Origin of the sequence: Massilia sp. IC2-476 (genome assembly GCF_020707295.1) — a bacterium.
Taxonomy (GTDB): Bacteria; Pseudomonadota; Gammaproteobacteria; order Burkholderiales; family Burkholderiaceae_D; genus Telluria.
The window spans coordinates 183,735-207,334 of the sequence record NZ_JAJFER010000002.1 but is presented as its reverse complement, the minus strand read 5'-3'; the positions used below and the strand labels follow the sequence as shown (position 1 = coordinate 207,334).

The window sequence follows — 23,600 nt, the reverse complement described above, 5'->3', positions numbered from 1 at the left end:
CATCAATCCACCATGAAAGTTCGGCATGAACGTCTTTGATTTCCAGGCAAGCGCGCTTGACGGCAAACCGGTCGACCTGGCGGCCTACCGCGGCAAGGTGCTCCTGATCGTGAACACCGCCAGCGCCTGCGGCTTCACACCGCAGTACAAGGGACTGGAAGAGCTGTACCGCCAGTACGGCGAGCGCGGGCTGGTGGTGCTGGGCTTCCCCTGCAACCAGTTCGGCAAGCAGGAACCGGGAACGGAAGCCGAGATCGGCGCCTTCTGCGAGAAGAATTATGGCGTGAGCTTCCCGATGTTCGCCAAGGTCGATGTCAACGGCGAAGGCGCACACCCGCTGTTCAAGCACCTGAAGGGCGAAAAACCGGGGGTGCTGGGCACGGAAGCGATCAAATGGAACTTCACCAAGTTCCTCGTCGCGCGCGACGGCGAAGTGGCCAAGCGCTACGCGCCGCAGACGGCGCCAGACGAGATTGCGGGCGACATCGAGAAGCTGCTGGTCCTCTGAGTGGAACGTAGGGTGGTCGGCTTGTCCGACCGCGCGTTCAAGCAGCTCGGGCGCAGTCGTGATGCGAACCGGAGTTGAACGCGCGGTCGGCGGAGCCGACCACCCTACGGCTGGGGCGTCAGGCGGATCGCCTGGCCGCCGCCCGGCGCAAGCCGCAACTGCAGCGTATCGGCCGCCGTGACGGTCTTCTTCTCGACCACCAGGTCGAAGCGGCGCTCGGTACGGTAGTCGGCCGCGTCGCCGTCGCGGTAGATTTCCGCGGTATAGCGCCTGCCCTGCTCGAGGAAGTCGAGCGGCACCGCCAGCGTACGCGCCTGGGCGTCGGTGACCGCGCCCACGTACCAGTCCTGGCTCGCGCGGTCCTTGCGCGCGATGGTCACGTAGTTCCCTACCTCGCCGTTGATCACGCGGGTCTCAAGCCAGTCGGTCGGCACGTCGCGGATGAACTTGAAGGCTGCCGGGTACTTCGCATAGTTCTCCGGCAGGTCGGCCGCCATCTGGATCGGCGAATAAATGACGACGTAATTGGCCAGCTGCTTGGCCTGGGTCGAATTGAAGGTCTTGCCGTCCGCCCCCACCAGGCTCAGGACACCCGGGGTGTAATCCATCGGCCCGCTCAGCATGCGCGTGAACACCAGCTTGGCCTCGTGGTCCACGCTGTTGGGCGGATTGCCCCAGGCGTTGTATTCGACGCCGCGCGCGCCTTCGCGCGTGAGCCAGTTCGGGTAGGTGCGGCGCAGACCGGTGTCCTTCACCGGTTCGTGGGTGTCGATCGAGAGCTTGTATTTCGCGGCCTCGGTGACGGCTTTCAGGAAGTGATTCACGCCTTCCTGCGAATCGTAGTGACCGTAGCGCGGCTTGCCGTCGCGGCCGGTGAACAGCGCCGTTCCCGCCTCGTGCACATAGCCCGACTTGATGCTGTCCACGCCCAGCTTCGCGTACAGCCGGTAGGCGCCGTCCATCTGCTTTTCATAAGCGACGATATTGGCCCCGGTCTCGTGGTGGCCGATCAGGCGCACGCCCTTCGATCTGGCGTAAGAAGCCAGGCCAGGCAGGTCAAAATCGGGATAAGGCTGCGTAAAGCTGAAATCGGCGCCGCCGTGGCCCCAGTCGCTTTCCCAGCCCTTGTTCCAGCCTTCGACCAGCACGCCGCGGAAACCGTTCTGCGCCGCGAAGTCGATGTATTTTTTCGTGTTGGCGGTATTGGCCGCATGCTTCGGGCCGGCGTTCCAGGTGCCGCTGTTCAGGTGCATCTGCCACCAGACGCCGACGAACTTCGAGGGCTTCACCCAGGACACGTCGCCCAGCTTGTTCGGTTCGTTCAGGTTGAGCACCAGGTCCGACATGTACAGGCCGGCCGCATTGCTTGCTATCTGCATGGTGCGCCACGGTGTGCCGAAGGCGCCCTTGCGCACTACCGCCGGGCCGCTCGGCGACGGCGCCAGCATGGCTCGCAGCTTCTGGCCGTCGACCTTGCGCAGCCACATGGTGGCGTAGTCGACCAGCGCCGCTTCATGGAAGGCGATGTGGGTGCCGTCGTCCAGGCGCAGGGTGAGCGGCGTGTTGGCGATGCCGATTTCCTTCAGCGGCGCCTTGCGGATCTCTTCTTCGAGACCCGGCAGTTCGCCGGCCGGGATCCACCAGGCGGTCGCCGGCGAGGCCACGGTGAATTCGGTCAGCTCATCAAGGATCTCGACGCTGGGCAGCTGCTTCTGCGCCGGGAATTCATAACGGAAGCCGACACCGTCGTCGTAGATGCGGAACACTACCGTGAGCTGGCGTCCGGCGCGGTTCTTCTGCTCCAGGTCGACGCGCAGCTCGCGGTAACGGTTGCGTACATACTTTCGCTCGCCCCAGGGCTGCTCCCAGGTGCTGTCATGCTCGCTCACGGCTTGCTTGCGCAGGCTGAAGCCGCCATCGAGCTTGTGCGCATTGGCCAGGTTGAAGCCGAGGCGCGACGGGGCGATGATGTCCTTGCCCTGGCGTTTGACGCCGTAGGCGAGCTTGCCCATGCCGTCGAGCTGCACTTCCACGCTGAGGACATTGCCGGGCGATGCCGCACTGGCGATGAGCTGCTGGGCCCATGCCGGCAGGGCCAGCAGGCAGGATGCCGCAATCGTGAGGGCAAAGCGGTGGACGTGCATGGAGTCTCCTTGTCTTTATGGGGCTCACCGTAGGAAAACTACCCCCTATACGGCTGAGCACCACATAGTAAGATAAAAAGACGTAACTCGACTACCAGCGCACGAAAACAGTGGAATTAGCGGGTCTGGATCCAGGCCGCGCCATGGGTGGTGCAGCCGCGGTTGACGTTGTCCAGGAAACGGATCGCTTCCGCTTGCGACACGCCCGGCGGCATGAGCGGCGCCAGCGAGCCATCTTCGGTGACGCGGTCGAGCCCGTAGGCGATGGCGCGCGAAACGTCGCGCGCCAGCTTGCCGTCGCTGTTGTACAGGGCGTCGTAGACGCCGACGGCTTCCCAGACCGGGACCAGGCCGGGCGTGGTGGATTCTTCGAAGACGACGGCGGGCGGCATGCCCTCGTCTTCACGAACGAGCTGAAAAACGAAGCTCATGGCAGGACTTCACGGACGGATGGGGAATACATGGGCATGTTCACGGAGAACGGCGAAACGCAGGCGCGTGGACGAAAGCACGAGTATAGCGCCGCCCGCGCATGCGCGTCGCCGGCAGCCGGCTCCCGGATTCAAACGCCGGCCGCGTCGCCCGTGAATGCCGCCATGTACAGCAGAACGAAAGCGATGACCGCGACGACCGCGTGCACCACCACGATCGCCTTGGGCATGGGCTGCTCTTTCAGATGATAGTGCAGGTTCAGGACCACGCCACCGATCGAGGCGCCCAGGAACAGCAGCAGCGACAGGAGCGCCGTGCCCGGTGCATCCAGCGCAAAGATCGCATACGCAAGCAAGGTCACGCCGGCAGCCGCCAGGAAACCATGGCCCATCGCGAACGATGAGGGCGGATTCCTGCCGCTCGAAAACCGGATCCAGCCCATCACGATGCCACCCAGGGCGGTAAGGGCGAACAAATACGTCGAGATCTGCAGCATCCTGATTGCTTCCATCCTGCTCTCCTGTTCTGTTGGTGATACGGCTTGTCGGTACACCACGATAGACAAAAGAGCAAAAGCGCCGCACACGCTTGCGCGCGCGGTCATTCGGGGCACGCCCGGGACGAGGTGACTCAGGTGAGCGCGCGGTCGATCAGTTCGATCCAGTGGGTGACCGGGGTATCGGTGCCCGATTGCAGGTGGGTCATGCAGCCGATGTTGGCCGAGACGATTTCGTCCGGACTGGTGGCTTGCAAATTGGCCAGTTTGCGGTCGCGCAGTGCGTGCGCGATCTCCGGGTGCAGCACCGAATAGGTGCCCGCCGAGCCGCAGCACAGGTGGCTGTCGGCGCACAGCTGCACGTCCACGCCGGCGGCGCGCAGCACGCCTTCGACCTTGCCGCGGATCTGCTGGCCGTGCTGCAGGGTGCAGGGCGGGTGGTAAGCCACGCGCTTCGCGATCTTCCCCTTCAGCTTCGCCCCGAGCTGCTCTTCGAACTCGGGCATGATCTCGGACAGGTCGCGCGTGAGCATCGAGATGCGCGCGGCCTTGGCGGCGTAGGCTTCGTCGTGCGCCAGCAGATGGCCATATTCCTTGACCGTGACGCCGCAGCCGGACGCGGTCATGACGATCGCCTCCACTTGCTCCACGTAGGGCCACCAAGCGTCGATGTTGCGGCGCATGTCCTCCAGGCCGCCCTGTTGATCGTTCAGGTGGTAGCGCACGGCGCCGCAGCAGCGCGCTTTCGGTGCGGTGAGCAGCTGCACGCCGAAAGCGTCGAGCACGCGCGCGGTGGCGGCATTGATGTTCGGTCCCATGGCCGGCTGCACGCAGCCCTCGAGCACCAGCATCTTGCGCGCATGGGAACGGGTGGGCCAGGCGCCAGGTGCGCGCGCGGGCTGCAGCTTGTCCTGCAAGCCTTTCGACAGCACCGGCCGCGCCAGCGCGCCCGCCCTGAACGCGGGCTTGAAGAGCGCCGTGCGCGGCAGGAATTCCTTCAGCGTGGTGCGCTTGACGCGGTCCTTCAGCGGCCGCGCCACGCGCTCTTCGACCACGCGGCGGCCGATGTCGGCCAGGCGGCCGTACTTGACGCCCGACGGACAGGTGGTTTCGCAGTTGCGGCAGGTAAGGCAGCGGTCCAGGTGGAGCTGGGTCTTGCGGGTGGGTTCGGCGCCTTCCAGCACCTGCTTGATGAGATAGATGCGGCCGCGCGGGCCATCGAGCTCGTCGCCCAGCAGCTGGTAGGTCGGGCAGGTGGCGGTGCAGAAGCCGCAGTGCACGCAGGCGCGCAGGATCGCTTCGGCTTCCATGCCGTCGGCGGTGCCCTTGATGAAATCGGCGAGATTGGTTTGCATGTCAGTACATTCGTCCCGGATTGAAAATGTGGGCCGGATCGAAGGAAGCCTTGAGTCGTTCGTGGATGCGCGCAAGCGCGGGCTGGAGCGTGTCGAACACGCCCACGGATTTGTCGCCGCCGCGGAACAGGGTCGCATGGCCGCCCACGGCCGCCACGCTGCGGCGAATGGTCGCGGCTTCGAGCTCGCTGCGCAGCCAGCGCTGGGCCCCGCCCCATTCGATGAGTTGCACTCCGCCGAGCACGATCGCGCCGGTCGTGGACGGCACCGACAGGCGCCACAGCGCATCCTCGCCGCCAAAGAAAGGCAGGCGCTGCTCGCGCAGCTCTTCCCAGCAGGAGGCGGCATGCTCGACGACCTCGCCGCCGATCAGGCGCACCGCCGCATCGACCGCCGCCTGGGCGCCCGACAGGCGCAGCAAGAGCACACCGCTGTGCCAGAAGCTGGCGGACAGGGGCAGCGGCTGGCCGCCCCACTCGTTGAGCCGGCGGATCGCGTCGATCTCGCTCATCTCGAGGCGCAAGGTGGTGTCGGCAAGGGGCCGCGGCAGCACCTTGACCGACACTTCCAGCAGCAGGCCAAGGGTGCCGAGCGAGCCGGCCAGCATGCGCGCCACGTCGTAGCCGGCCACGTTCTTCATCACCTGGCCGCCAAAGGAGAGCACGTCGCCATTCCCGTCCAGCAGTTTGGCGCCCAGCACGAAGTCGCGCACGCCGCCGCCATAGGCGCGGCGCGGGCCGGCCAGGCCGGCAGCAATCGCCCCGCCCAGGGTTGCGTCCTCGCTGAAATGCGGCGGCTCGAAGGCCAGCATCTGGTTCCGTTCTGCGAGCACGGCCTCGATCTCGCTCAGCGGCGTGCCGCAGCGCGCCGTGATCACCAGTTCGGTGGGCTCGTAGTCGACGATGCCGCGGTAGCCGCGCGTGTCGAGGATCTCGCCCTCCAGGCGCTGGCCGTACCAGTCCTTGGATCCGCCGCCGCGGATGCGCAAGGCCTGCTTGTCTGCTGCGGCGGCGCGCACCCGTTCCTGGAATTGTTCGATCGATTGCATGTTCAGAAGCGCGGAAGTTCAGGGAACGGCAGTTCGCCGCCATGCACGTGCATCTTGCCGAATTCGGCGCAGCGGTGCGGCGTCGGGATCGCCTTGTCCGGATTGAGCAGCGTGAAGGCATCGAAAGCGCGCTTGACCGCGAAGAAGGCGTTCAGCTCCTTGCGGTCGAACTGCACGCACATCGAGTTGATCTTCTCCATGCCCACGCCGTGCTCGCCGGTGATGGTGCCGCCCACTTCGACGCACAGCGCCAGGATCGCGGCCCCGAACGCTTCGGCGCGCTCGAATTCGCCCGGCTGGTTGGCGTCGAACAGGATCAGCGGATGCATGTTGCCGTCGCCCGCGTGGAACACGTTGGAGCAGCGCAGGCCGAAAGTCCTTTCCATGTCCTCGATGCCTTGCAATACCCGCGCCAGCTGCTTGCGCGGGATGGTGCCGTCCATGCAGTAATAGTCCGGCGAGATACGACCGGCCGCCGGGAAGGCATTCTTGCGGCCGGACCAGAAGCGCATGCGCTCGGCCTCGCTCTGCGACACGGCGATGGCGGTGGCCCCTGCCCCTTCGAAGACCGCCTTCATGCGTTCGATTTCTTCCGCCACTTCCAGCGCGGTGCCGTCGGCCTCGCACAGCAGGATGGCGGCGGCGTCCGTATCGTAGCCGGCGCGCACGAACGGTTCGACCATACGCACCGACGTGCGGTCCATCATTTCCAGGCCGGCGGGGATGATGCCGGCCGCGATGATGCTGGCCACCGCGTTGCCGGCGGTGAGGACGTCGCCGAAGGAGGCCATCACGACCTGCGCCACCGCGGGCTTGGGGACGAGCTTGACCGTAACCTCGGTGACGATGCCGAGCATGCCTTCCGAGCCGATGAAGACGGCCAGCAGGTCCAGGCCCGGCGCATCCAGCGCCTCGCTGCCCAGTTCGATGATCTCGCCTTCGATGGTCGCCACCCGCACGCGCAGCACGTTGTGCACGGTCAGGCCGTATTTCAGGCAGTGCACGCCGCCGGAATTCTCGGCCACGTTGCCGCCGATGGTGCACGCGATCTGCGAAGACGGGTCGGGCGCGTAGTACAGGCCGTACTGCGCCGCCGCCTCGGAGATGGCGAGGTTGCGCACGCCCGGCTGGACCACGGCGGTGCGCGAGTACGCATCGACGCGAACGATGCGGTTCAGGCGCGCAGTCGAGATCACCACGCCGTCGGCGATCGGCAGCGCCCCACCCGACAGGCCGGTACCGGCGCCGCGCGGCACGATCGGCACGCGGAGTTCGCGACAGGTGTTCAGGATCTGCAGCACCTGCTCTTCGCTGGTAGGCAGCGTGACGACCATCGGCAGCTGGCGATAGGCGGCCAGGCCGTCGCATTCATAGGGACGGGTGTCTTCGGGGTCGGACAGGACGACGTTGTCAGGCAGGCGCGCACGCAGCGCGGCGGCGACCTGCGCGCGCCTTCCGGCGAGGTTCTCGGTGGGTGCGGACGTGGTAGCGCTCATTCTTGAATTGTAGGCAAAAATTGAGCACAAGCGCCGCGATTATCGTATGCTCGCCCTATCGTTTTTTTAACATATTGCATAAGGTTACATCATGGGCAACCGACTCTCCAAAATCTCCACCCGGACGGGCGACGACGGCACCACCGGCCTGGGCGATGGCAGCCGCACCGTCAAGGACAGCCCGCGCATCCATTCGCTGGGCGAGGTCGACGAGCTCAACTCCTTCGTCGGCCTGCTGCTGTGCGAGGAGATGCCGGCGGACCTGCGCGAAGAGCTGGTCTCGATCCAGCACGACCTGTTCGACCTGGGCGGCGAGTTGTGCATCCCGGGCTACGAGATGATCAAGGACGAGCACGTGGCGCGCCTCGACAGCCTGCTGGCGAAATACAACGCCGACCTGCCGATGCTGAAGGAATTCATCCTGCCGGCCGGCTCGCGCGCCGCTTCGCTGGCCCACGTATGCCGCACCGTGTGCCGCCGCGCCGAGCGGAGCATCGTGGCGCTGGGACACGCCGAGGACATCCGCCCGCATCCGCGCGAGTACGTCAACCGCCTGTCGGACCTGATGTTCGTGCTGGCGCGCGTGCTGAACCGCTTCGCCGGCGGCAGCGACGTGCTGTGGCAGCACGAGCGCAAGCGGGGATAAATACATGGAAGACTTCATCGGGATCTACGACAACGCTCTGACGGCCGAGCAGTGCGACGCGATCCGCGCACGCTTCGACGCCAGCAGCAAGGTGGCGCGCGGCCGCACCGGCAACGGCGTCGACGTCAGCAAGAAGGACAGCTACGACCTGACCATCAACGGCCACCCGGAGTGGGACGACGTCGGCGCCCTGCTCACCCAGACCATGGCGCGCCACATGGCGCAGTACATGGACCGGTACCGGATGCTCCTGATCGGCGCCCTGTCGCCGCAGGTGGCGCACCCCGCGACGGGCGAGCCGGTGACCCTGTCCCTGGCCAACTTCGACGAATTCGGCACGCCGAACATCATGGAGCTGATGCAGTCGATCTACCGGGTCGGGCACGTCAACCTGCAGAAATACCTGCAGGGGACCGGCGGCTACCACCACTGGCATTCCGAAATCTATCCGCAAAACCCGAGCTGCGAGACCCTGCACCGGGTGCTGCTGTGGCAGTTCTACCTGAACGACGTGGAAGATGGCGGGGAGACCGAGTTCCTGTACCAGAACCGGAAGGTGGAAGCGCGCAAGGGACGGCTGATCATTGCGCCGGCGGGGTTCACGCATACCCACAAGGGGCATGTTTCGCGCAGCGGGGACAAGTATATTGCGACCTCGTGGATTTTGTTCCAGAGAGCCGAGACGCTATATGGTGGTTCGTAGGGTGGGCGGATTCTCCGCCCACGCGGTGACAGTTAGCGAATGAAGTGCCGAACAGGCTATTCTTGCGCCAGTTGACCGCGTGGGCGGCATAGCCGCCCACCCTACGGGTTAGGTATTGTTGACTACCAGGCGCGGCTCTCCCGCAGCAAACCGTTGACGGATCGACGCAGCAATCCCCTTCGCATCCAGCCCAACGGAAGCCAGCAGTGCCGCCGGATCACCCTGGTCGATGAACTTGTCCGGCAGCCCCAGGTTCAGCACCGGCTTGGCAATCCCTGCCGCGGCCAGCGCTTCCATCACGGCGCTACCCGCGCCGCCCATCACGCAGCCCTCTTCCACCGTCACCAGGTAGTCGTGCTCCTTCGCGAGGCGCTTGACCAGTTCCACGTCGAGCGGCTTCACGAAGCGCATGTTGGCCACCGTCGCGTTCAGTTCTTCGCCAGCGGCGATGCTCGGCGCCACCATCGAACCGAAAGCCAGGATCGCAATGCCCTTGCCTTCGCGGCGGACTTCACCCTTGCCGATCTCAATCGACGTCAGCTCCGGCTGGATCGCCGCGCCTACGCCGGCGCCGCGCGGATAGCGCACCGCCGCCGGGCCCGGGTAGTGATAAGCGGTGGTCAGCATCTGGCGGCATTCGTTCTCGTTCGACGCGGCCATGACGACCATGTTCGGGATGCAGCGCAGGTAGGCCAGGTCGTAGTTGCCGGCGTGGGTGGCGCCGTCGGCGCCCACCAGGCCTGCGCGGTCGAGCGCGAAGGTGACGTCCAGGCTCTGCAGCGCCACGTCGTGGATCAGCTGGTCGTAGGCGCGCTGCAGGAAGGTCGAGTAGATCGCCACGACCGGCTTCAAGCCTTCGGTGGCGATACCGGCGGCGAAGGTCACCGAGTGCTGCTCGGCGATGCCGACGTCGAAGTAGCGCTCCGGGTACTCCTGGTGGAAGCGCACCATGCCCGAACCCTCGCGCATCGCCGGCGTGATGCCGACCATGCGATGGTCACTGGCCGCCATGTCGCACAGCCAGTTGCCGAACACTTCGGTGTAGGTGATCTTGCTCGGCGCGGTCGCCGCCTTGATGCCCTCCAGCGGATTGAACTTGCCGGTGCCGTGGTACAGGATCGGCTCGGCCTCGGCCAGCTTGTAGCCCTGGCCTTTTTTCGTCACGACGTGCAGGAACTGCGGGCCCTTGAGCTTCTTGATGTTCTCCAGGGTCGGGATCAGGGAATCCAGGTCGTGGCCGTCGATCGGGCCGATGTAGTTGAAGCCGAATTCCTCGAACATGGTAGCCGGGACCACCATGCCCTTGGCATGTTCTTCGAGCTTGCGCGCGAGATCCAGCACCGGGCCGGGCAGCACGCTGCGGCCGACGTTCTTGGCGGCGGCGTAGAACTGGCCGCTCATCAAACGCGCCAGGTAGCGGTTCAGCGCGCCCACCGGCGGCGAGATCGACATGTCGTTGTCGTTCAGGACCACCAGCAGGTTGCAGTCGTCCTCGACGCCCGCGTTGTTCAGGGCTTCGAAGGCCATGCCGGCGGTCATCGAGCCGTCGCCGATCACGGCGATCGCGTGGCGGTCTTCGCCCTTGAGCTTGGCCGCCTTCGCCATGCCCAGCGCGGCCGAGATCGAGGTCGACGAGTGCGCGGTGCCGAAGGTGTCGTAGATGCTTTCGTCGCGTTTCGGGAAGCCCGACAGGCCGTTCAGCTGGCGCAGGCTGGGCATGCGTCCGCGGCGGCCGGTCAGGATCTTGTGCGAATAGGTCTGGTGGCCCACGTCCCACACGATGCGGTCGTGCGGGGTGTTGAACACGTAGTGCAGCGCGATGGTCAGTTCGACCGTGCCCAGGTTCGAGGACAGGTGGCCGCCGGTCTTGGACACCGAGTCGAGCAGGAACTGGCGCAGCTCGGTGGCGAGCGGGGTCAGTTGCGTGCGCGGGAGCTGGCGCAGGTCCGCGGGGTCGTTGATGGTCTCTAGCAGGTTCATTTATGCCTTCCGCTGCACGATGAGGTCCGCGAGTTCGCGCAGCCGCAGTGCTTGTTCTCCAAATGGCGCCAGCGCTTCGTGCGCTTCACGCCGCAATTGCTCGGCCAGTTCCTTCGATTGGTCCAGCCCAAGGATCGACACATAGGTCGGCTTGTTGTCCGCCGCGTCCTTGCCCGCGGTCTTGCCCAGCGTGGCCGAATCGGCCGTCGCATCCAGCACGTCGTCGACCACCTGGAAAGCCAGGCCGATCGCCTTCGAATAGGCGCCCAGCGCTTCCAGTTCAGTCGCCGACAAGTCCTTGCCGCACAGGGCGCCCAGGATCACCGACACGCGCAGCATCGCGCCTGTTTTGAGCTGATGCATGCGCTCGAGTTCCTCGCGCGTGAGCGCCAGGCCCACGCTGTCCAGGTCGATCGCCTGGCCGCCGCACATGCCGGCGGAGCCAGCCGCTTCGGCCAGCAGGCGCAGCATGGTGACCTGGCGGCTCGGCGGCAGCGTGTCGATGCCGGCCAGGACCTCGAAGGCCTGGGCCTGCAGCGCGTCGCCGACCAGCAGCGCGGTCGCTTCGTCATAGGCGACGTGCACCGTCGGCTTGCCGCGGCGCAGATCGTCGTCGTCCATGCAGGGCATGTCGTCGTGCACCAGCGAATACACGTGGATCATCTCGACGGCGGCGGCTACGCGGGCCAGCGCCTGCGCATCGCCGCCGAACAGGGCGCCGCTGGCATAGGCCAGCAGCGGACGCACGCGCTTGCCGCCGCCGAGGGCGGTGTAGCGCATCGCTTCGTGCAGCTTGTGCGGCACCGTGGCGGACGCCGGCAGCAGGGTCTCGAGCGCGCGCTCGACCTCGGCCTGCACCTCGCGCATCCAGGTGTCGAACGCCGTCATTGATCGCCCTCGCCTTCGGCCGAGAAGGGTTTCAGCATGTCGCCTTCCAGTACCTTCACCTGGGACTCGACCTTTTCCAGCTGGGCGGCGCAGTATTTCACCAGCTCGGAGCCGCGCGCATAGGCGGCCACCGACGCTTCCAGCGGCAGCTGGCCGGACTCCATCTGCGACACGAGCTGGGCAAGCTCGGCCATCGCGCCTTCGAACGACTCGGGCGCATTCGTATTGTTTGACATAGCGTTTTGCTTATATAGGCGCAAGGGTGCGCCAAGGGTCGGTCCAATCGCGTATTTTAGTCCAATCCTTCCCCTCAAGGGGCGCACATTGCATCATCCGCAACTTGCTTGTGTGAAACCTTTTACGGCAAAGCGCCCTCCTGGATGAAATCCTTGATTTTTCAACAAGTTATTTGCACGGTTTCGTCCCTTGCGCGCGACGGGCCGAACCCTTGAGCCGTGTTTCCACGGTATAATCTAAGGTTCTGTCCGAAACACCGTATTCCTTTTCTCAAAATACTGGTCTTTGGATTCTTTCTCTTCTTTGGTGGTACTTGATTAAAGGGGGGTTGGGATGTCCGATCTGGCTACCCACGCCAAGCTGGCGCGCTCGTGCGCGCAGCTTCCGGTAGATGTCTACTTTGACAATGCGCTGATGCAGCGCGAGCTGCAGCAACTGTTTCACAAGGGCCCGCGCTATGTCGGCCATGAATTGATGGTGCCGGAGGTAGGCGATTTCGCGACACTTGCATCCGAAAACGAAGGCCGCATGCTGGTCCGCAACGCGGGCGGCATCGAAGTGCTGTCCAACGTCTGCCGCCACCGCCAGGCGCTGATGTTCAATGGCCGCGGCAATGCGAACACCATCGTGTGCCCGCTGCACCGCTGGACGTACGACCTGAAGGGCCAGCTGATCGGCGCTCCGCATTTCCCGGAGACGCCGTGCCTGAACCTGTCGAAGACGCCGCTGCAGAACTGGAACGGACTGCTGTTCGAGCAGAACGGCTATGACGTCATGGACAAGCTGAAGAACATGGAGGCTACCCGCGACCTCGACTTCAGCGGCTACATGTTCGACCACGTCGAGATCCACGAGTGCGACTACAACTGGAAGACCTTCATCGAGGTCTACCTGGAGGACTACCACGTCGAGCCCTTCCACCCGGGCCTGGGCAACTTCGTGTCCTGCGATGACCTGAAGTGGGAATTCGGCCGCGACTACAGTGTCCAGACCGTGGGCGTGAACCGCGCGCTGCAGAAGGCGGGTTCGCCGGCGTATAAAAAGTGGCAGGAACAGGTCCTGAAGTTCAACAACGGCCAGCCGCCCAAGTACGGCGCGATCTGGCTGACCCTGTACCCGAACATCATGGTCGAGTGGTACCCGAACGTGCTGGTGGTGTCGACCCTGTGGCCGATCGGCCCGCAGAAGACCCGCAACGTGGTCGAGTTCTACTACCCCGAGGAGTTCGTGCTGTTCGAACGCGAGTTTGTGGAAGCCGAACGTGCCGCCTACATGGAAACCGCGGTCGAGGATGACGAGATCGCGCTGCGCATGGATGCCGGCCGCAAGATTTTGCTCGAACGCGGCGTCAACGAGGTGGGACCCTACCAGTCGCCGATGGAAGACGGAATGCAGCACTTCCACGAGTGGTACCGAAGTAAACTTGAGCTGTAAGAACCTGTTCCAGTAGGAGGGAGGAAGCTGATGGTGATGACTGGCAAGCGCGGGCAAGGCGCGAGGAGGCCGCATGGCGCGCCATGCAACGACGAGCAACGCAGCACCCGCTTGTCAGGCGCGCCAGCAGCGACTCCAGCCTACTGGAACAGGTTCTAAGATGGCTTCACTCTGGATGCTGTTTGCCAGCTTTGCGTTCGCCGCCATGGGCGCGGGCGTGAAGCTGGCCTCGGAGTTCTACTCCACCTCGGAACTCGTGATGTACCGTGGCCTGATCGGCACCCTGGTACTCTTCATGATCGTCCGGCACCGCGGCGGCACTTTCAGGACCGTCTTCCCCAAGGAACACATCTGGCGCAGCGTGGTCGGCGTGATCTCGCTCTGGCTGTGGTTCTTCGCCATTACCCGCCTGCCGCTGGCGACCGCCGTCACCCTCAATTACATGGCCCCGATCTGGATCGCCGCCTTCATGTTCGGCGTCGGCTGGTGGCGCGGCACCAAGATGCCCGAATGGCCGCTGGTGCTGGCCATCGCCATGAGCTTCTTCGGCGTGACCCTGGTGCTGCAGCCGGCCATCGAGAGCGAGCAGTGGCTGGGCGGCCTGGCCGGCATATGCTCCTCGGTGATCTCGGCCATGGCCTACATGCAGGTGCGTAAGCTCGGCCAGATGGGCGAACCCGAGTACCGCGTGGTGTTCTACTTCTCGCTGACCACGGCGCTGGCCGGCCTGCTGGGCGTGCTGGCGGGCGACGGCCCGAAGGGCGCGGTGTTCCAGAGCCATACCCTGGGGAGCGGCATCCTGCTGCTGGGCATCGGCGTCACCGCCCTGATGGCCCAGATGGCGATGACGCGCGCCTACCGCGTCGGCAAGGTGCTCGTGGTGGCCAACCTGCAGTACACCGGCATCGTGTTTTCCAGCCTGTGGGGCCTGGCCCTGTGGGGCGATAGCTTCGACTGGCACGTCTGGCTCGGGATCGGCGTGATCCTTGCGTCCGGCGTCGCCGCGACGTTCTACAATACACGCAGCACGGCCAAGGGCGCCGTGGTCAAGGACACCGATCCGATCGCCAGCGAGACTTGAGGAGCGACATGTACACGACACTGATTTCGGCGCAAGACCTGGCCGCACACATCGACGACCCGGACTGGGTGCTGGTCGACTGCCGCCACGACCTGATGAACCTGGCCGCCAGGCGCGATGGCTACGCCATCGGCCACCTCCCAGGCGCGGTGTTCGGCGACATCGAGACCCAGCTCTCGGGCGCCAAGCACGGTCCCGACGGGGTATTCCGCGGCCGCCATCCGCTGCCGGAAAAGGAAGCATTGATCGAGACCCTGCGCGGCTGGGGCGTCAAGGACGGCTCGCAAGTCGTGGCCTACGACGCCCACGGCGGCATGTTCGCCGCGCGCCTGTGGTGGCTGCTGCGCTGGCTCGGCCACGAAAACGTCGCGGTGCTGGACGGCGGCATGGCCGCCTGGCAGGCGCTCGGCAAGCCGCTCAGCACCGAGGTGGCGGCTAAGCCGCGCGGCAGCGTGACGGTGCGCGCGCCCTTCGTGCCGACCGTGACGGTGGCGGAAGTGCTGGACAACGTGGACAAGGGCGAACGCATCGTGATCGACGCGCGCGCCAGCGACCGCTTCCGCGGCGAGAACGAAACCATCGACCCGGTGGGCGGCCACATCCCGGGCGCGAAGAACCGCTTCTTCAAGGACAACCTGCAGCCGGACGGCCGCTTCAAGGATGCCGCGACGCTGCGCAGCGAGTTCGCGCCGCTGGTCGATGATCCGCAACGCGCCATCATGCAGTGCGGCTCGGGCGTGACGGCCTGCCACAACCTGCTTGCCCTGGCGGTAGCGGGCATGCCCGGGGCGGCCCTGTATCCCGGCTCGTGGAGCGAATGGGTCGGCGACCCGACCCGCCCTGTCGCCACGGGCGATGCGTGAGCGAGGGCACATCAATGAAAAAAGCAGCAGCAAAGGATAACGCGACAATGTCGGACCAGGACAAGAACAACGCCGGCGCACCCGCGCTGGACATCCCCGAATCGGTAACCGCCGCACTGAGTGGCTGGGTACAACAGGTCGCCGAGCAGACCGCCGGACCGGTGCGCGAGGCACTGGCCGAAGCCGAAGCCGATGCAGCCGCCCTGCGCGAAAGCGGCGCGGCATTGGAAGCCGCACGCGACCAGGCGCTGGCAGCGTCGGCCGAGCATGAAGCCGAGATCGAACGCCTCACGGCCGAACTGCGCGACGCGCGCCAGGTCGCCACCGATGCCCTGGTCAGCAAGGCCAAGGACCAGCTGGCGATCGATGGCAAGGACCGCCAGCTGGCCGACCTGCGCGCCCAGCTGGAACGCAACGTCGCGGCCCAGGCGAGCGAGTCGGATGCACGCCTGGCCGCCGAGATGGAGCTGGTCGGCGCCACCACCGCGCGCGACAACTTCGCCAACGAAGTGAAGTCGCTGCGCGCCCAGCTCGACAAATCCTACGCCGAGCGCAGCGCCCTGCGCACCGAGCTCGAAGCGCTGCGCGCGAAGAAGTAAGCGGCCATGGAACGCAACACGCGCCAGCGCAAGGCGATCCACCAGTGCATCGAGGACGCCGGCCGTCCTCTGGCGCCGCAGGAGATCCTCGAACACGCCCAGACCGTGGTGCCGGGGATCGGCATGGCGACCATCTACCGCAACATCAAGTCGATGCTGGAAGCGGGCGAGATCACCACGGTGTCACTGCCGGGCGGCGGGGACCGCTACGAGATCGCGGGACATGGGCATCACCACCATTTTCACTGCCGTTCCTGCGACAAGGTGTATGAGGTACATGCCTGCCCGGGCGACATGCAGAAGCTGACGCCGGATGGCTTCGTGCTGGAGTCGCATGAGCTGACGCTGTACGGCTTGTGCAGCGCTTGCCGTTAACACTGACGTGACGCTTTTGTAGGGTGGACGGGGTAATTTCGGGCAATGCCCGGAATTACGAATGCCCACGCGTTCAAGTATCGCCAGCACCCCACCGCGTGGGCGGCATAGCCGCCCACGCTACAGATTACCGGCACTCCTTGCAGTAGCGGTGATTGCGCAGATGCGCCGCCAGCAGCAGCACGCTGCTCCCCACCGCCGCCCCCGTCTCCGCCCATTCGCCGAAGCGCGGGCCAAGCACGAACACCGCCACCAGGAAGGCGCTCAGCCCGGCCAGCCCGAGCCCCAGCGCCGCCGGATCCCGGTGCTTTACATAGCCGGGCACCAGCGCCAGCAGCACCGGAAGGCTCACGCCTACCAGCAAGGCGTCATGCAGCGCATGGTGGTCGGTCCCCAATCCCAGCAGCGGGAATGCCACCAGCAACAGCGGCATCGCCAGGCAATGTACCAGGCACAGGGCCGACGCCGCGATGCCCGCGTAGTCGGCAAACCTGATCAGTTGTTTCATCAGAAGACGAAGCGCAGGCCCGCCGTGATGTTACGGCCCGGCAGCGGCGCGGCTTCCTTGATGAAGGAGGTGTGGCTGAACGCCAGTTCATTGGTGAGGTTGTTGATGCGGGCGTAGAGCTGGGCCGGCACGCCCCCGATGCGCGTCGTGTAGTGGGTACCGAGGTTCAGCATATTGTATCCGCCGGTACGGCCCTCGAACTCCGCCACGCGGTCCTGCTTGCCGACACGGACCAGTTCCACCATGCCGTGCCAGGCCTGCCAGTCGGCGTTCAGGCGCACGCCGATGCGGTGCGCCGGGATGCGCGGGATGTTGCGGCTGCCCTCCCCGCCTTCGAACCGGGCGCGCACGAGGTCGCCGAACAACGTGCCCTCCACCACCTTCGAGAACTTGTGGCGCAGCTCTCCTTCGAAGCCGGTGAAGGTGGCGTCGCGCTGCGCGTATTCCACCAGCTGGAAGCCATCGTGGTTGTCCAGCGTGTGCGCGTAGATGTAGTTGTCGACGCGGTTGTGGAAGGCGCTCAGCGAGAAGGTGGTGTCGCCTTCGAACTTGCGCAGGGTGATGTCGATGTTGTTCGAGGTTTCCTTGCCCAGGTTCTGGTTGCCGATCTCGTAAGTGGCGGTGGCCAGGTGCACGCCGCCGGCGTACAGTTCTTCCGCGGTGGGCAGGCGGTGGCTGCGCGACAGGCCGGCGCGCAGCGAATACTGCGGCTGGAACTTCCACACCGCGCCCAGCGCCACCGAGGTGCCGCGCGCATCGGTATCTTTCTGCGTCGCGCTGTCGACCGCGATGTCCTGCCACTCGTGGCGCGCGCCGGCCTCGAAGCGCCAGTTGTCCAGCTTGTATTCCTCGGTGACGAACACGGCATGCTTCTTCGTCACGGTCGGCGGCACGTAGGCCTCTTCGCCAAGCGTGCGGAAGTCGCGGCGCGTTGTCTGCAGGCCGACCACGCCGCGCCAGCCGCCCAGCGGCGCATGTTCCGCCTCTAAGCGCGCGTCGTGCCCCTTGTTCAGGAAGCTGGTGGCGACCACGTTCTCTTCCAGCTCGTCGTGGCGGTAGTCGGTGAAGGCGGCGCGCAGGCGCACTTTTTCGATGCCGGCCACCGGATTGCGGTATTCGCCGCGCAGGTCCCAGCGGTCACTATTCAGCTTCACGACCGGCACTTCCTCGGCGCCGTGCTCGTGCTCGTGGTCGTGCTCTTCGCCCTCCTCGTGGCCATGGCCGCCGCAATGCAGGTGGTCGCCGTGCGGGTGGCAGCTTTCGAATTCGTGATTGTGGCCGGGGATGCCGTATTCCGTGCGCTTCCTGGTGTAGGCCGCGCCCAGGTAGCCGCGCTCGCCCACCCAGGACAGGCCGACGGTGCCGGTTTCGGTTTCCTTGTAGCTGCCGTTCACGCGCTTGCCGTCTTCCCAGCCCTTGCCGACACGGTAGTCGCCGGCGTCGCGCTTGACGCCTTCGGCGTGCACGGCGATATTGCCCGCCCCGCCGGTGAGTTCGAAGGCACCAGTTTTTTCGCGCGCCACGGAATTGCCGCGTACTTCGGCGCTGCCTTCGATCGGCTTGTCCGGCATCCGGGTTGGAATCTTGCGGTCCAGGATGTTGACCACGCCGCCCACCGCGCCGCCGCCATAGGCCAGCGCCGACGGGCCGCGCAGCACTTCGATGCGTTCGGCCAGCACCGGCTCGAAGCCGACCGCGTGGTCCGGGCTGATGGTGGACGCGTCCTGCACTTCCGCACCGTCCGACAGGATCTTCACGCGCGGGCCATCCATGCCGCGGATGACCGGGCGGCTGGCGCCGGCGCCGAAGTGGCTCGAGCTGATGCCCGGCTGGTTGGCCAGGGTCTCGCCCAGTGTCGATTCGCGGGCGCGCACCAGGGCCCCGCCGGACAGCGAGGTGACGGGCGTGATCATGTCGTCTTCCAGCACACCGAGCGCGCTGGCGGACACCACCACGGTCGGGACGCTGTCGGGGTCGGCCTTCAGGCGGCTGTCGGTCTGGGCATGGGCGAGCGGCGCGGTAAAGGCGAACAGGATCGCCAACGCGAGCGGCGTGCGTTGCAGGGTCGGAGATGGCATGGCGGGGCTTCCTTGTTGTTGAGTTCTGACGGTAATGATAAGTCATTATCAATAACAAGACAAGAAGCGTGCGCAGCCCTGCCCTGCCGGACATCGGAAAAGTAAAAACGGAGAACCGCGTCAGTACGCGTGGTTGAGCGCCACCACGATGGCCACGCCGAGTGCGATCAGCGCCACCTGGGGCACCGATTCGCGCACGGTGGCGCGGCGCTGCATCTGCGGCATCAGGTCGCTGACGGCGATGTAGATGAAGCCGGAGGACGCGAACACCAGCACGTAGGGGATCAGGCCGCTGGCCTGGTCCAGGGTGAAGTAGCCGAGCAGGCCGCCCACCACCGCCATCAGGCTGCACAGCAGGTTGAAGACGTAGGCGCGCAGGCGCGAGAAGCCGGCGTTGAGCAGCACGATGAAGTCGCCGATCTCCTGCGGGATCTCGTGCGCGACGATGGCCAGCGCGGTGACGATGCCCAGTTCCGGGTTGGCGAGGAAGGCCGCGGCGATCAGGATGCCGTCGGTGAAGTTGTGCATCGCGTCGCCGAGCAGGATCATCCAGCCCGACTTGCCGGCCTGGTGGGCGTCATGGCCATGCGCATGATGGTGGCCGTCGCCTTCGTGGTGGTGCGAATGGCGCAGGATCGCCAGTTTTTCCAGCACGAAGAAGGCCAGCAGGCCGCCCAGCAGCGTGGCGAACAGGTTGCGCGGATCGGCGTTCGACTCGAAGGCTTCCGGCAGCGCGTGCAGCAGCGAGGTGGCCAGCATGATGCCGACCGACAGGCTGACCATCCGCTCCACCACTTTCGACAGCAGCGCGAACGAGAATACGGCAGCGCCGGTAATGCTGACGACGCCGGCGATCACGGTCGCCAGCAGGATGGAAGAAAGGACGGGGTCGATTTGAAAGCCTCTTGTTCTGGAGCCTACAGCCCCAGTGCGGGCTGCAAACCGGGCATTGTAACCTGCCCGGTTTATAGCCGTGCAAGATCAGGCGACGCCGTGCGTGCCGAACCAGTTCAGCGCCTTGCTCCAGCCGTCTTTCGCGTCCGCGGCATTGAAGTCCTTGCGGTAGTCGGCATGGAAGGCGTGGCCCGAATTCGGGTAAACGTGGATCTGCGACTTGCTGTTGCCGGCATTGAGCGCGGTGCGCATGCGCTCCACGGTGTCGAGCGGGATGCCCTGGTCCTTGGCGCCGTACAGGCCGAGCACCGGCACCTTCAGGCTCTGGGCCACGTCGATCGGGTGCTTCGGCTGCAGCGGGGTCGATTCGCCCACCAGGCGGCCGTACCAGGCCACGCCGGCCTTCACGTCCGGGTTGTGGGCCGCGTACAGCCAGGTGATGCGCCCGCCCCAGCAGAAGCCGGTGATGCCCAGCTTGTCGGTATTCCCGCCGCGCTGCTTGGTCCACTTGACGATGGTATCGAGATCGGACATCACCTGGGCGTCCGGCACCTTGGAGACGATGGTCTTGATCAGCGTGGCGGTATCCGGCGCCTTGGTTGCATCGCCCTGGCGCACGAACAGGTCGGGCGCCACGGCCAGGTAGCCGGCCTTGGCAAAGCGGCGCACCACATCCTTGATGTGTTCATGGACGCCGAAGATCTCGGAGATGACGAGGATGACCGGCAGGTTGGTGCGGTCCTTGGGCTGGGCGCGGTAGACCGGCACGTCCTGGCCGTTGATCACGACGATGTGGTCGGCGGCGTCCAGGCCTTCGGCCGAGGTCTGGATCATGTTCTGGGCCACCACCGGCAGGGCCGCGACGGCAAATCCGCTGCCCATGGCAGCTTTCAGGAAGACGCGACGGTCGACGCCGTCCTTGAACGCACTGGCGGACAGCAGGTTTTCGGCGTCGCTGATGTGATCTTTCATTGCACCCCTCCGGTTGTGTTGGACAGGCTTGCTATATTAGCAAAGTCCGGAGGGGCGCACGCTTGCTGTCGAGCGATCAGCGGGACAGCAAGCGATCGTGTTTCGGAAGCCCTCAGCGCAGATACGCCCTGCATGTGCAGCGCCGGATCGCATCGCCGCCCGTGCCTTCACACAATCTACGCTATGCTTACCGGTCGACAGTTCGAACTCAGGACATGATGCGTATTTTCCTCTTATTTTCTTCCGGCGCCACCACACCCCCACACTGCAATCCTGCCGATTCCGGCCGCGACTGGAAGCAAATGGAGCGCAACTGATGTTCCATCTGATGTTCAGTTTGCCCTGCCTCGTTGTGCTGGTACGTTGGCTATTGCCGCTACCCTTGACCGGGCGCACAAAGCTGGCTGGCGCCGTCCTGTTGGCGCTGGCCTCGCAATATCACCTCTGGTCGCGCTTTTCTTCCGGCAGCGTGTTTTCGCCGGAGTTTCCGAAATCCCTCATCATCCTGTTCAACTGGGCGTTTGGCGCCATGCTGCTGCTGGCTGTGTTCCAGCTATTGCTCGATGTTGGCGCCCTGCTCGTCGCACTGGTTCAGCGTCGCCGCGTGCCAATCGCCGCGCGCCTGCGCGGTGCGATCGGCGTCGCTGCCATGCTGCTGGCCGCGTTCGGCGTCATGCAGGCGATCAAGCCGCCTCCGCTGAAGGACATACAGATTTCAGTAAAGGACTTGCCGCGTGCGTTCGACGGCTACCGGGTGCTGCACCTGACCGACCTGCACATCAGTCGCCTGTTCGACGCAGCATGGACACGCAAGGTCGTCGATGATGCCAATGCGCTCGGGGCGGACCTGATCGTCATCACCGGTGACCTCATCGATGGCAATGTCGCGCAGCGCGAAGCCGACGTGGCCGCGCTGCGCGACCTGCGCGCTCCGGATGGGGTCTGGGTCATTCCCGGTAATCACGAGTACTTTTTTGGCCACCGCGCATGGATGGCGTACTTTGCGGGGCTCAACATGAGGCCTCTGGACAATCGTCACACCATCATCAGTCGAGGTACCGGGCAACTGGTGCTCGCCGGCGTCAACGACGTGACCGCCCCGCGCACCGGCGCCCCCGCGCCCGACCTCGATGCGGCACTCCGCGGCGCGCCGGCCGGCGTGCCGGTCGTGCTGCTCGACCACCAGCCCAGGAATGCCAGCTTCTCAGCCAGCCGCGGCGTCGCGCTGCAATTGTCCGGCCACACGCATGGCGGCATGATCATCGGGCTCGATCGCGTGGTGGCACGGGCGAACAATGGCTTCGTTTCAGGCCGCTACGAGGTCGACGGCATGACGCTGTACCTGAACAATGGCACGGCTCTGTGGCCGGGCTTCGCGCTTCGGCTTGGCGTGCCAGCCGAGTTGACGCGCATCACGCTGCGGCGTCAGACACCGTGATCGCGCGCTTTCCCACAAAACGAGGGTCAGTCTGACTTTCGGACACGGTCTCTGCCTTGGACAAACAACTAGCGCCGAGCCCGTGTCCAATTGTCAGACCTGCCCCCGGAGCGTGCCCCCGGACCGAGGACGTCAGCGGGTCAGTGCGAAGTTCACGTTCGACCGGTTGGCGACGCTGATGTCCACGCCGTCCACCGCTTTCGTCACGTAGCCGGCCGCCGCCGCCTCGACGCGGTATTTGCCGGCAGGGGCCGCGGTGCTGGCATTGAACACCAGCGGCAGCGTGCTGCTGTACGCAGCGAACTGCGGCGCCCCCACCGGCAGGCTGGCGATGCTGTAGGCGCCCGAGAGCAGGTCCGCGCCCTGGTACCTGATGGTGACGGTCGGTCCGGCCACGAAGCTCTGCTTGGCCGACACGTAGGCTGCCTCGGTATTGGCCGGGTTCATGGTCACGGTGCCGCCGATCGAACCGGTGTTGCCCGGCGCGAGCAGGATTGGGGCGGCCGAGGTGCTCAGTACCGTGGTGCTGGTGGTCGTGGCCACCGGCACGCCGGCGACCACGCTGGCGGCGCTGTCGCCAGCCGTGATAACCACGTCGTAGTTGCCCGGCGCGAGGCGCGAGAGGACGAATTCGCCCGTGGTCGGATTCGGCGCGGTGGCGCTGACGATCTGGCCGTTCTGCTGTGCCGTTACCTGCACGCTGCGGCCCAGCAGCGCCGTGCTGACGAAACCGGAGATGCCGTTCAGGGCCGCCGGCACCACTTTCACCACCGGTTTGAGCGCGTAACCGCCGCGGCCCCGGGTGACCACCGATTTACAGGCGTCGAAGTCGAGCACCACGTCGGTCTTCTGGCCGGCGCTCACGTCGAAGCTGCCCACCAGCTTGATGCCGCTCTGGGCCCCGCTCGGGGTGTCGAGCGGCTGCTCGGCCTTGCCCGCGGTCGGCACCACGGTGTTGGCGCTGCCGTTGGCATTCGCGTCCAGCACGAGACGCAGCTGGGAATAGCGCCCTGCTTCGAGCGTGGTCTGGCCCAGCGCTTCGAGCGCGCCGTTAGTCAGGTTCAGGAGGTTGATCTTCTTCGCCGGGTTCAGGGTGATGTCCGTCCAGCCGCTGTCCGTCTCCGCCGCAGCTTCGCTGCGGTGCACGCGCACCTTGGACACGGTCACATTGACAGCGTCGAAGCCGCAGGCCGGGGCGTCGGTCATCGAGACCGCCAGGGTGCCGAGGGTGCTGAGCGGAGTGGCCGGGGCGGTATCGCCACCGCCGCCGCCGCCGCAGGAGGACAGGACGGCTGCACTGAGGACAGTGGCGCCGAGCAGGGCGAAGCGGGATGTGGCCTGGGACATGTTATGAATACCTTTCTTGTTCTGCTAAAAGAAACAGATGAGGTATCCTAGCATTCCAAAATGCAATTATTAAACGCG

23 protein-coding genes are annotated in these 23,600 nt (G+C 65.5%); 9 read left to right on the top strand and 14 right to left on the bottom strand.

The features are described from left to right. Positions 1-25 precede the first annotated feature (25 nt). The gene (locus tag LK539_RS05775) at positions 26-508 is read left to right on the top strand and encodes a glutathione peroxidase (protein WP_227799963.1); all 483 of its coding nucleotides are present in this window, start codon (positions 26-28) and stop codon (positions 506-508) included. A gap of 104 nt (positions 509-612) precedes the next feature. On the opposite strand, the gene LK539_RS05770 is transcribed toward LK539_RS05775, so the two are convergent. The 6 genes from LK539_RS05770 to LK539_RS05745 form a co-directional block, all read right to left on the bottom strand. After that, complete coding sequence (locus LK539_RS05770; protein WP_227799962.1) at positions 613-2,652, bottom strand: glycoside hydrolase family 97 protein; 2,040 nt, start codon at positions 2,650-2,652, stop codon at positions 613-615. Positions 2,653-2,768: 116 nt separating this feature from the next. Next, positions 2,769-3,083, bottom strand: a complete 315-nt coding sequence (locus tag LK539_RS05765; RefSeq protein WP_227799961.1) for a hypothetical protein — start codon at positions 3,081-3,083, stop codon at positions 2,769-2,771. Between the two features lie 131 nt (positions 3,084-3,214). Continuing rightward, on the bottom strand, positions 3,215-3,595 hold the full coding sequence (locus LK539_RS05760; RefSeq protein ID WP_227799960.1) for a hypothetical protein: 381 nt from the start codon (positions 3,593-3,595) through the stop codon (positions 3,215-3,217). A gap of 119 nt (positions 3,596-3,714) precedes the next feature. Continuing rightward, complete coding sequence (gene glcF / locus LK539_RS05755) at positions 3,715-4,935, bottom strand: glycolate oxidase subunit GlcF (RefSeq protein WP_227799959.1); 1,221 nt, start codon at positions 4,933-4,935, stop codon at positions 3,715-3,717. Between the two features lies 1 nt (position 4,936). Next, positions 4,937-5,983 carry a glycolate oxidase subunit GlcE gene (glcE, locus tag LK539_RS05750; RefSeq protein ID WP_227799958.1) on the bottom strand — a complete coding sequence of 349 codons (1,047 nt, stop codon included), beginning with the start codon at positions 5,981-5,983 and terminating at the stop codon, positions 4,937-4,939. Between the two features lie 2 nt (positions 5,984-5,985). Continuing rightward, entirely contained in the window at positions 5,986-7,479 is a 1,494-nt protein-coding gene (locus LK539_RS05745; RefSeq protein WP_227799957.1) for an FAD-linked oxidase C-terminal domain-containing protein, read from the bottom strand. Between the two features lie 91 nt (positions 7,480-7,570). Between LK539_RS05745 and LK539_RS05740 the strand changes: the two genes are divergently transcribed. Further along, a complete protein-coding gene (locus LK539_RS05740; RefSeq protein WP_227799956.1) occupies positions 7,571-8,125 on the top strand; it encodes a cob(I)yrinic acid a,c-diamide adenosyltransferase in 555 nt (184 codons plus the stop codon). A gap of 4 nt (positions 8,126-8,129) precedes the next feature. Further along, positions 8,130-8,828, top strand: a complete 699-nt coding sequence (locus LK539_RS05735; RefSeq protein ID WP_227799955.1) for a 2OG-Fe(II) oxygenase — start codon at positions 8,130-8,132, stop codon at positions 8,826-8,828. A 108-nt stretch (positions 8,829-8,936) separates the two neighbouring features. Here LK539_RS05735 and dxs read toward each other — a convergent pair whose 3' ends face one another. From dxs to LK539_RS05720, 3 genes are read right to left on the bottom strand one after another with little or no spacing between them, the layout of a single operon-like run. Continuing rightward, positions 8,937-10,808, bottom strand: a complete 1,872-nt coding sequence (dxs, locus tag LK539_RS05730; protein ID WP_227799954.1) for a 1-deoxy-D-xylulose-5-phosphate synthase — start codon at positions 10,806-10,808, stop codon at positions 8,937-8,939. Beyond that, entirely contained in the window at positions 10,809-11,696 is an 888-nt protein-coding gene (locus LK539_RS05725) for a polyprenyl synthetase family protein (RefSeq protein ID WP_227799953.1), read from the bottom strand. Next, positions 11,693-11,932: an exodeoxyribonuclease VII small subunit gene (locus LK539_RS05720; RefSeq protein WP_227799952.1), complete on the bottom strand. Its 240-nt coding sequence runs from the start codon at positions 11,930-11,932 to the stop codon at positions 11,693-11,695. Before LK539_RS05720 ends, LK539_RS05725 begins: the two co-directional genes overlap by 4 nt. Positions 11,933-12,266: 334 nt before the next feature. On the opposite strand from LK539_RS05720, the gene LK539_RS05715 reads away from it, so the two are divergent. The 5 genes from LK539_RS05715 to LK539_RS05695 all read left to right on the top strand — a co-directional run bounded on the left by LK539_RS05715 (position 12,267) and on the right by LK539_RS05695 (position 16,285). Beyond that, a complete protein-coding gene (locus tag LK539_RS05715) occupies positions 12,267-13,367 on the top strand; it encodes an aromatic ring-hydroxylating dioxygenase subunit alpha (RefSeq protein ID WP_227799951.1) in 1,101 nt (366 codons plus the stop codon). A 160-nt stretch (positions 13,368-13,527) separates the two neighbouring features. Then, positions 13,528-14,448 (top strand): DMT family transporter, encoded by a 921-nt coding sequence (locus LK539_RS05710; RefSeq protein WP_227799950.1) that lies wholly within the window; start codon positions 13,528-13,530, stop codon positions 14,446-14,448. An 8-nt stretch (positions 14,449-14,456) separates the two neighbouring features. Beyond that, positions 14,457-15,311 (top strand): sulfurtransferase, encoded by an 855-nt coding sequence (locus LK539_RS05705; RefSeq protein WP_227799949.1) that lies wholly within the window; start codon positions 14,457-14,459, stop codon positions 15,309-15,311. Between the two features lie 47 nt (positions 15,312-15,358). Then, on the top strand, positions 15,359-15,910 hold the full coding sequence (locus LK539_RS05700) for a hypothetical protein (protein ID WP_227799948.1): 552 nt from the start codon (positions 15,359-15,361) through the stop codon (positions 15,908-15,910). A 6-nt stretch (positions 15,911-15,916) separates the two neighbouring features. Beyond that, positions 15,917-16,285, top strand: a complete 369-nt coding sequence (locus tag LK539_RS05695) for a Fur family transcriptional regulator (RefSeq protein ID WP_227799947.1) — start codon at positions 15,917-15,919, stop codon at positions 16,283-16,285. 127 nt (positions 16,286-16,412) lie between these two features. On the opposite strand, the gene LK539_RS05690 is transcribed toward LK539_RS05695, so the two are convergent. From LK539_RS05690 to LK539_RS05675, 4 genes are all read right to left on the bottom strand, one after another. Then, on the bottom strand, positions 16,413-16,793 hold the full coding sequence (locus tag LK539_RS05690; protein ID WP_227799946.1) for a MerC domain-containing protein: 381 nt from the start codon (positions 16,791-16,793) through the stop codon (positions 16,413-16,415). Continuing rightward, complete coding sequence (locus tag LK539_RS05685) at positions 16,793-18,871, bottom strand: TonB-dependent receptor domain-containing protein (RefSeq protein WP_227799945.1); 2,079 nt, start codon at positions 18,869-18,871, stop codon at positions 16,793-16,795. The genes LK539_RS05690 and LK539_RS05685 overlap by 1 nt, the downstream gene beginning before the upstream one ends. A 120-nt stretch (positions 18,872-18,991) precedes the next feature. Beyond that, the gene (locus LK539_RS05680; protein ID WP_229520623.1) at positions 18,992-19,741 is read right to left on the bottom strand and encodes a ZIP family metal transporter; all 750 of its coding nucleotides are present in this window, start codon (positions 19,739-19,741) and stop codon (positions 18,992-18,994) included. A 111-nt stretch (positions 19,742-19,852) separates the two neighbouring features. Beyond that, positions 19,853-20,737 carry a dienelactone hydrolase family protein gene (locus LK539_RS05675; RefSeq protein ID WP_227799943.1) on the bottom strand — a complete coding sequence of 295 codons (885 nt, stop codon included), beginning with the start codon at positions 20,735-20,737 and terminating at the stop codon, positions 19,853-19,855. 316 nt (positions 20,738-21,053) lie between these two features. Between LK539_RS05675 and LK539_RS05670 the strand changes: the two genes are divergently transcribed. Beyond that, complete coding sequence (locus LK539_RS05670; protein WP_227799942.1) at positions 21,054-22,175, top strand: metallophosphoesterase; 1,122 nt, start codon at positions 21,054-21,056, stop codon at positions 22,173-22,175. A 132-nt stretch (positions 22,176-22,307) separates the two neighbouring features. Here the strand turns inward: LK539_RS05670 and LK539_RS05665 are convergent, their stop codons facing one another. Next, complete coding sequence (locus tag LK539_RS05665; RefSeq protein WP_227799941.1) at positions 22,308-23,522, bottom strand: DUF4382 domain-containing protein; 1,215 nt, start codon at positions 23,520-23,522, stop codon at positions 22,308-22,310. Positions 23,523-23,600 lie beyond the last annotated feature (78 nt).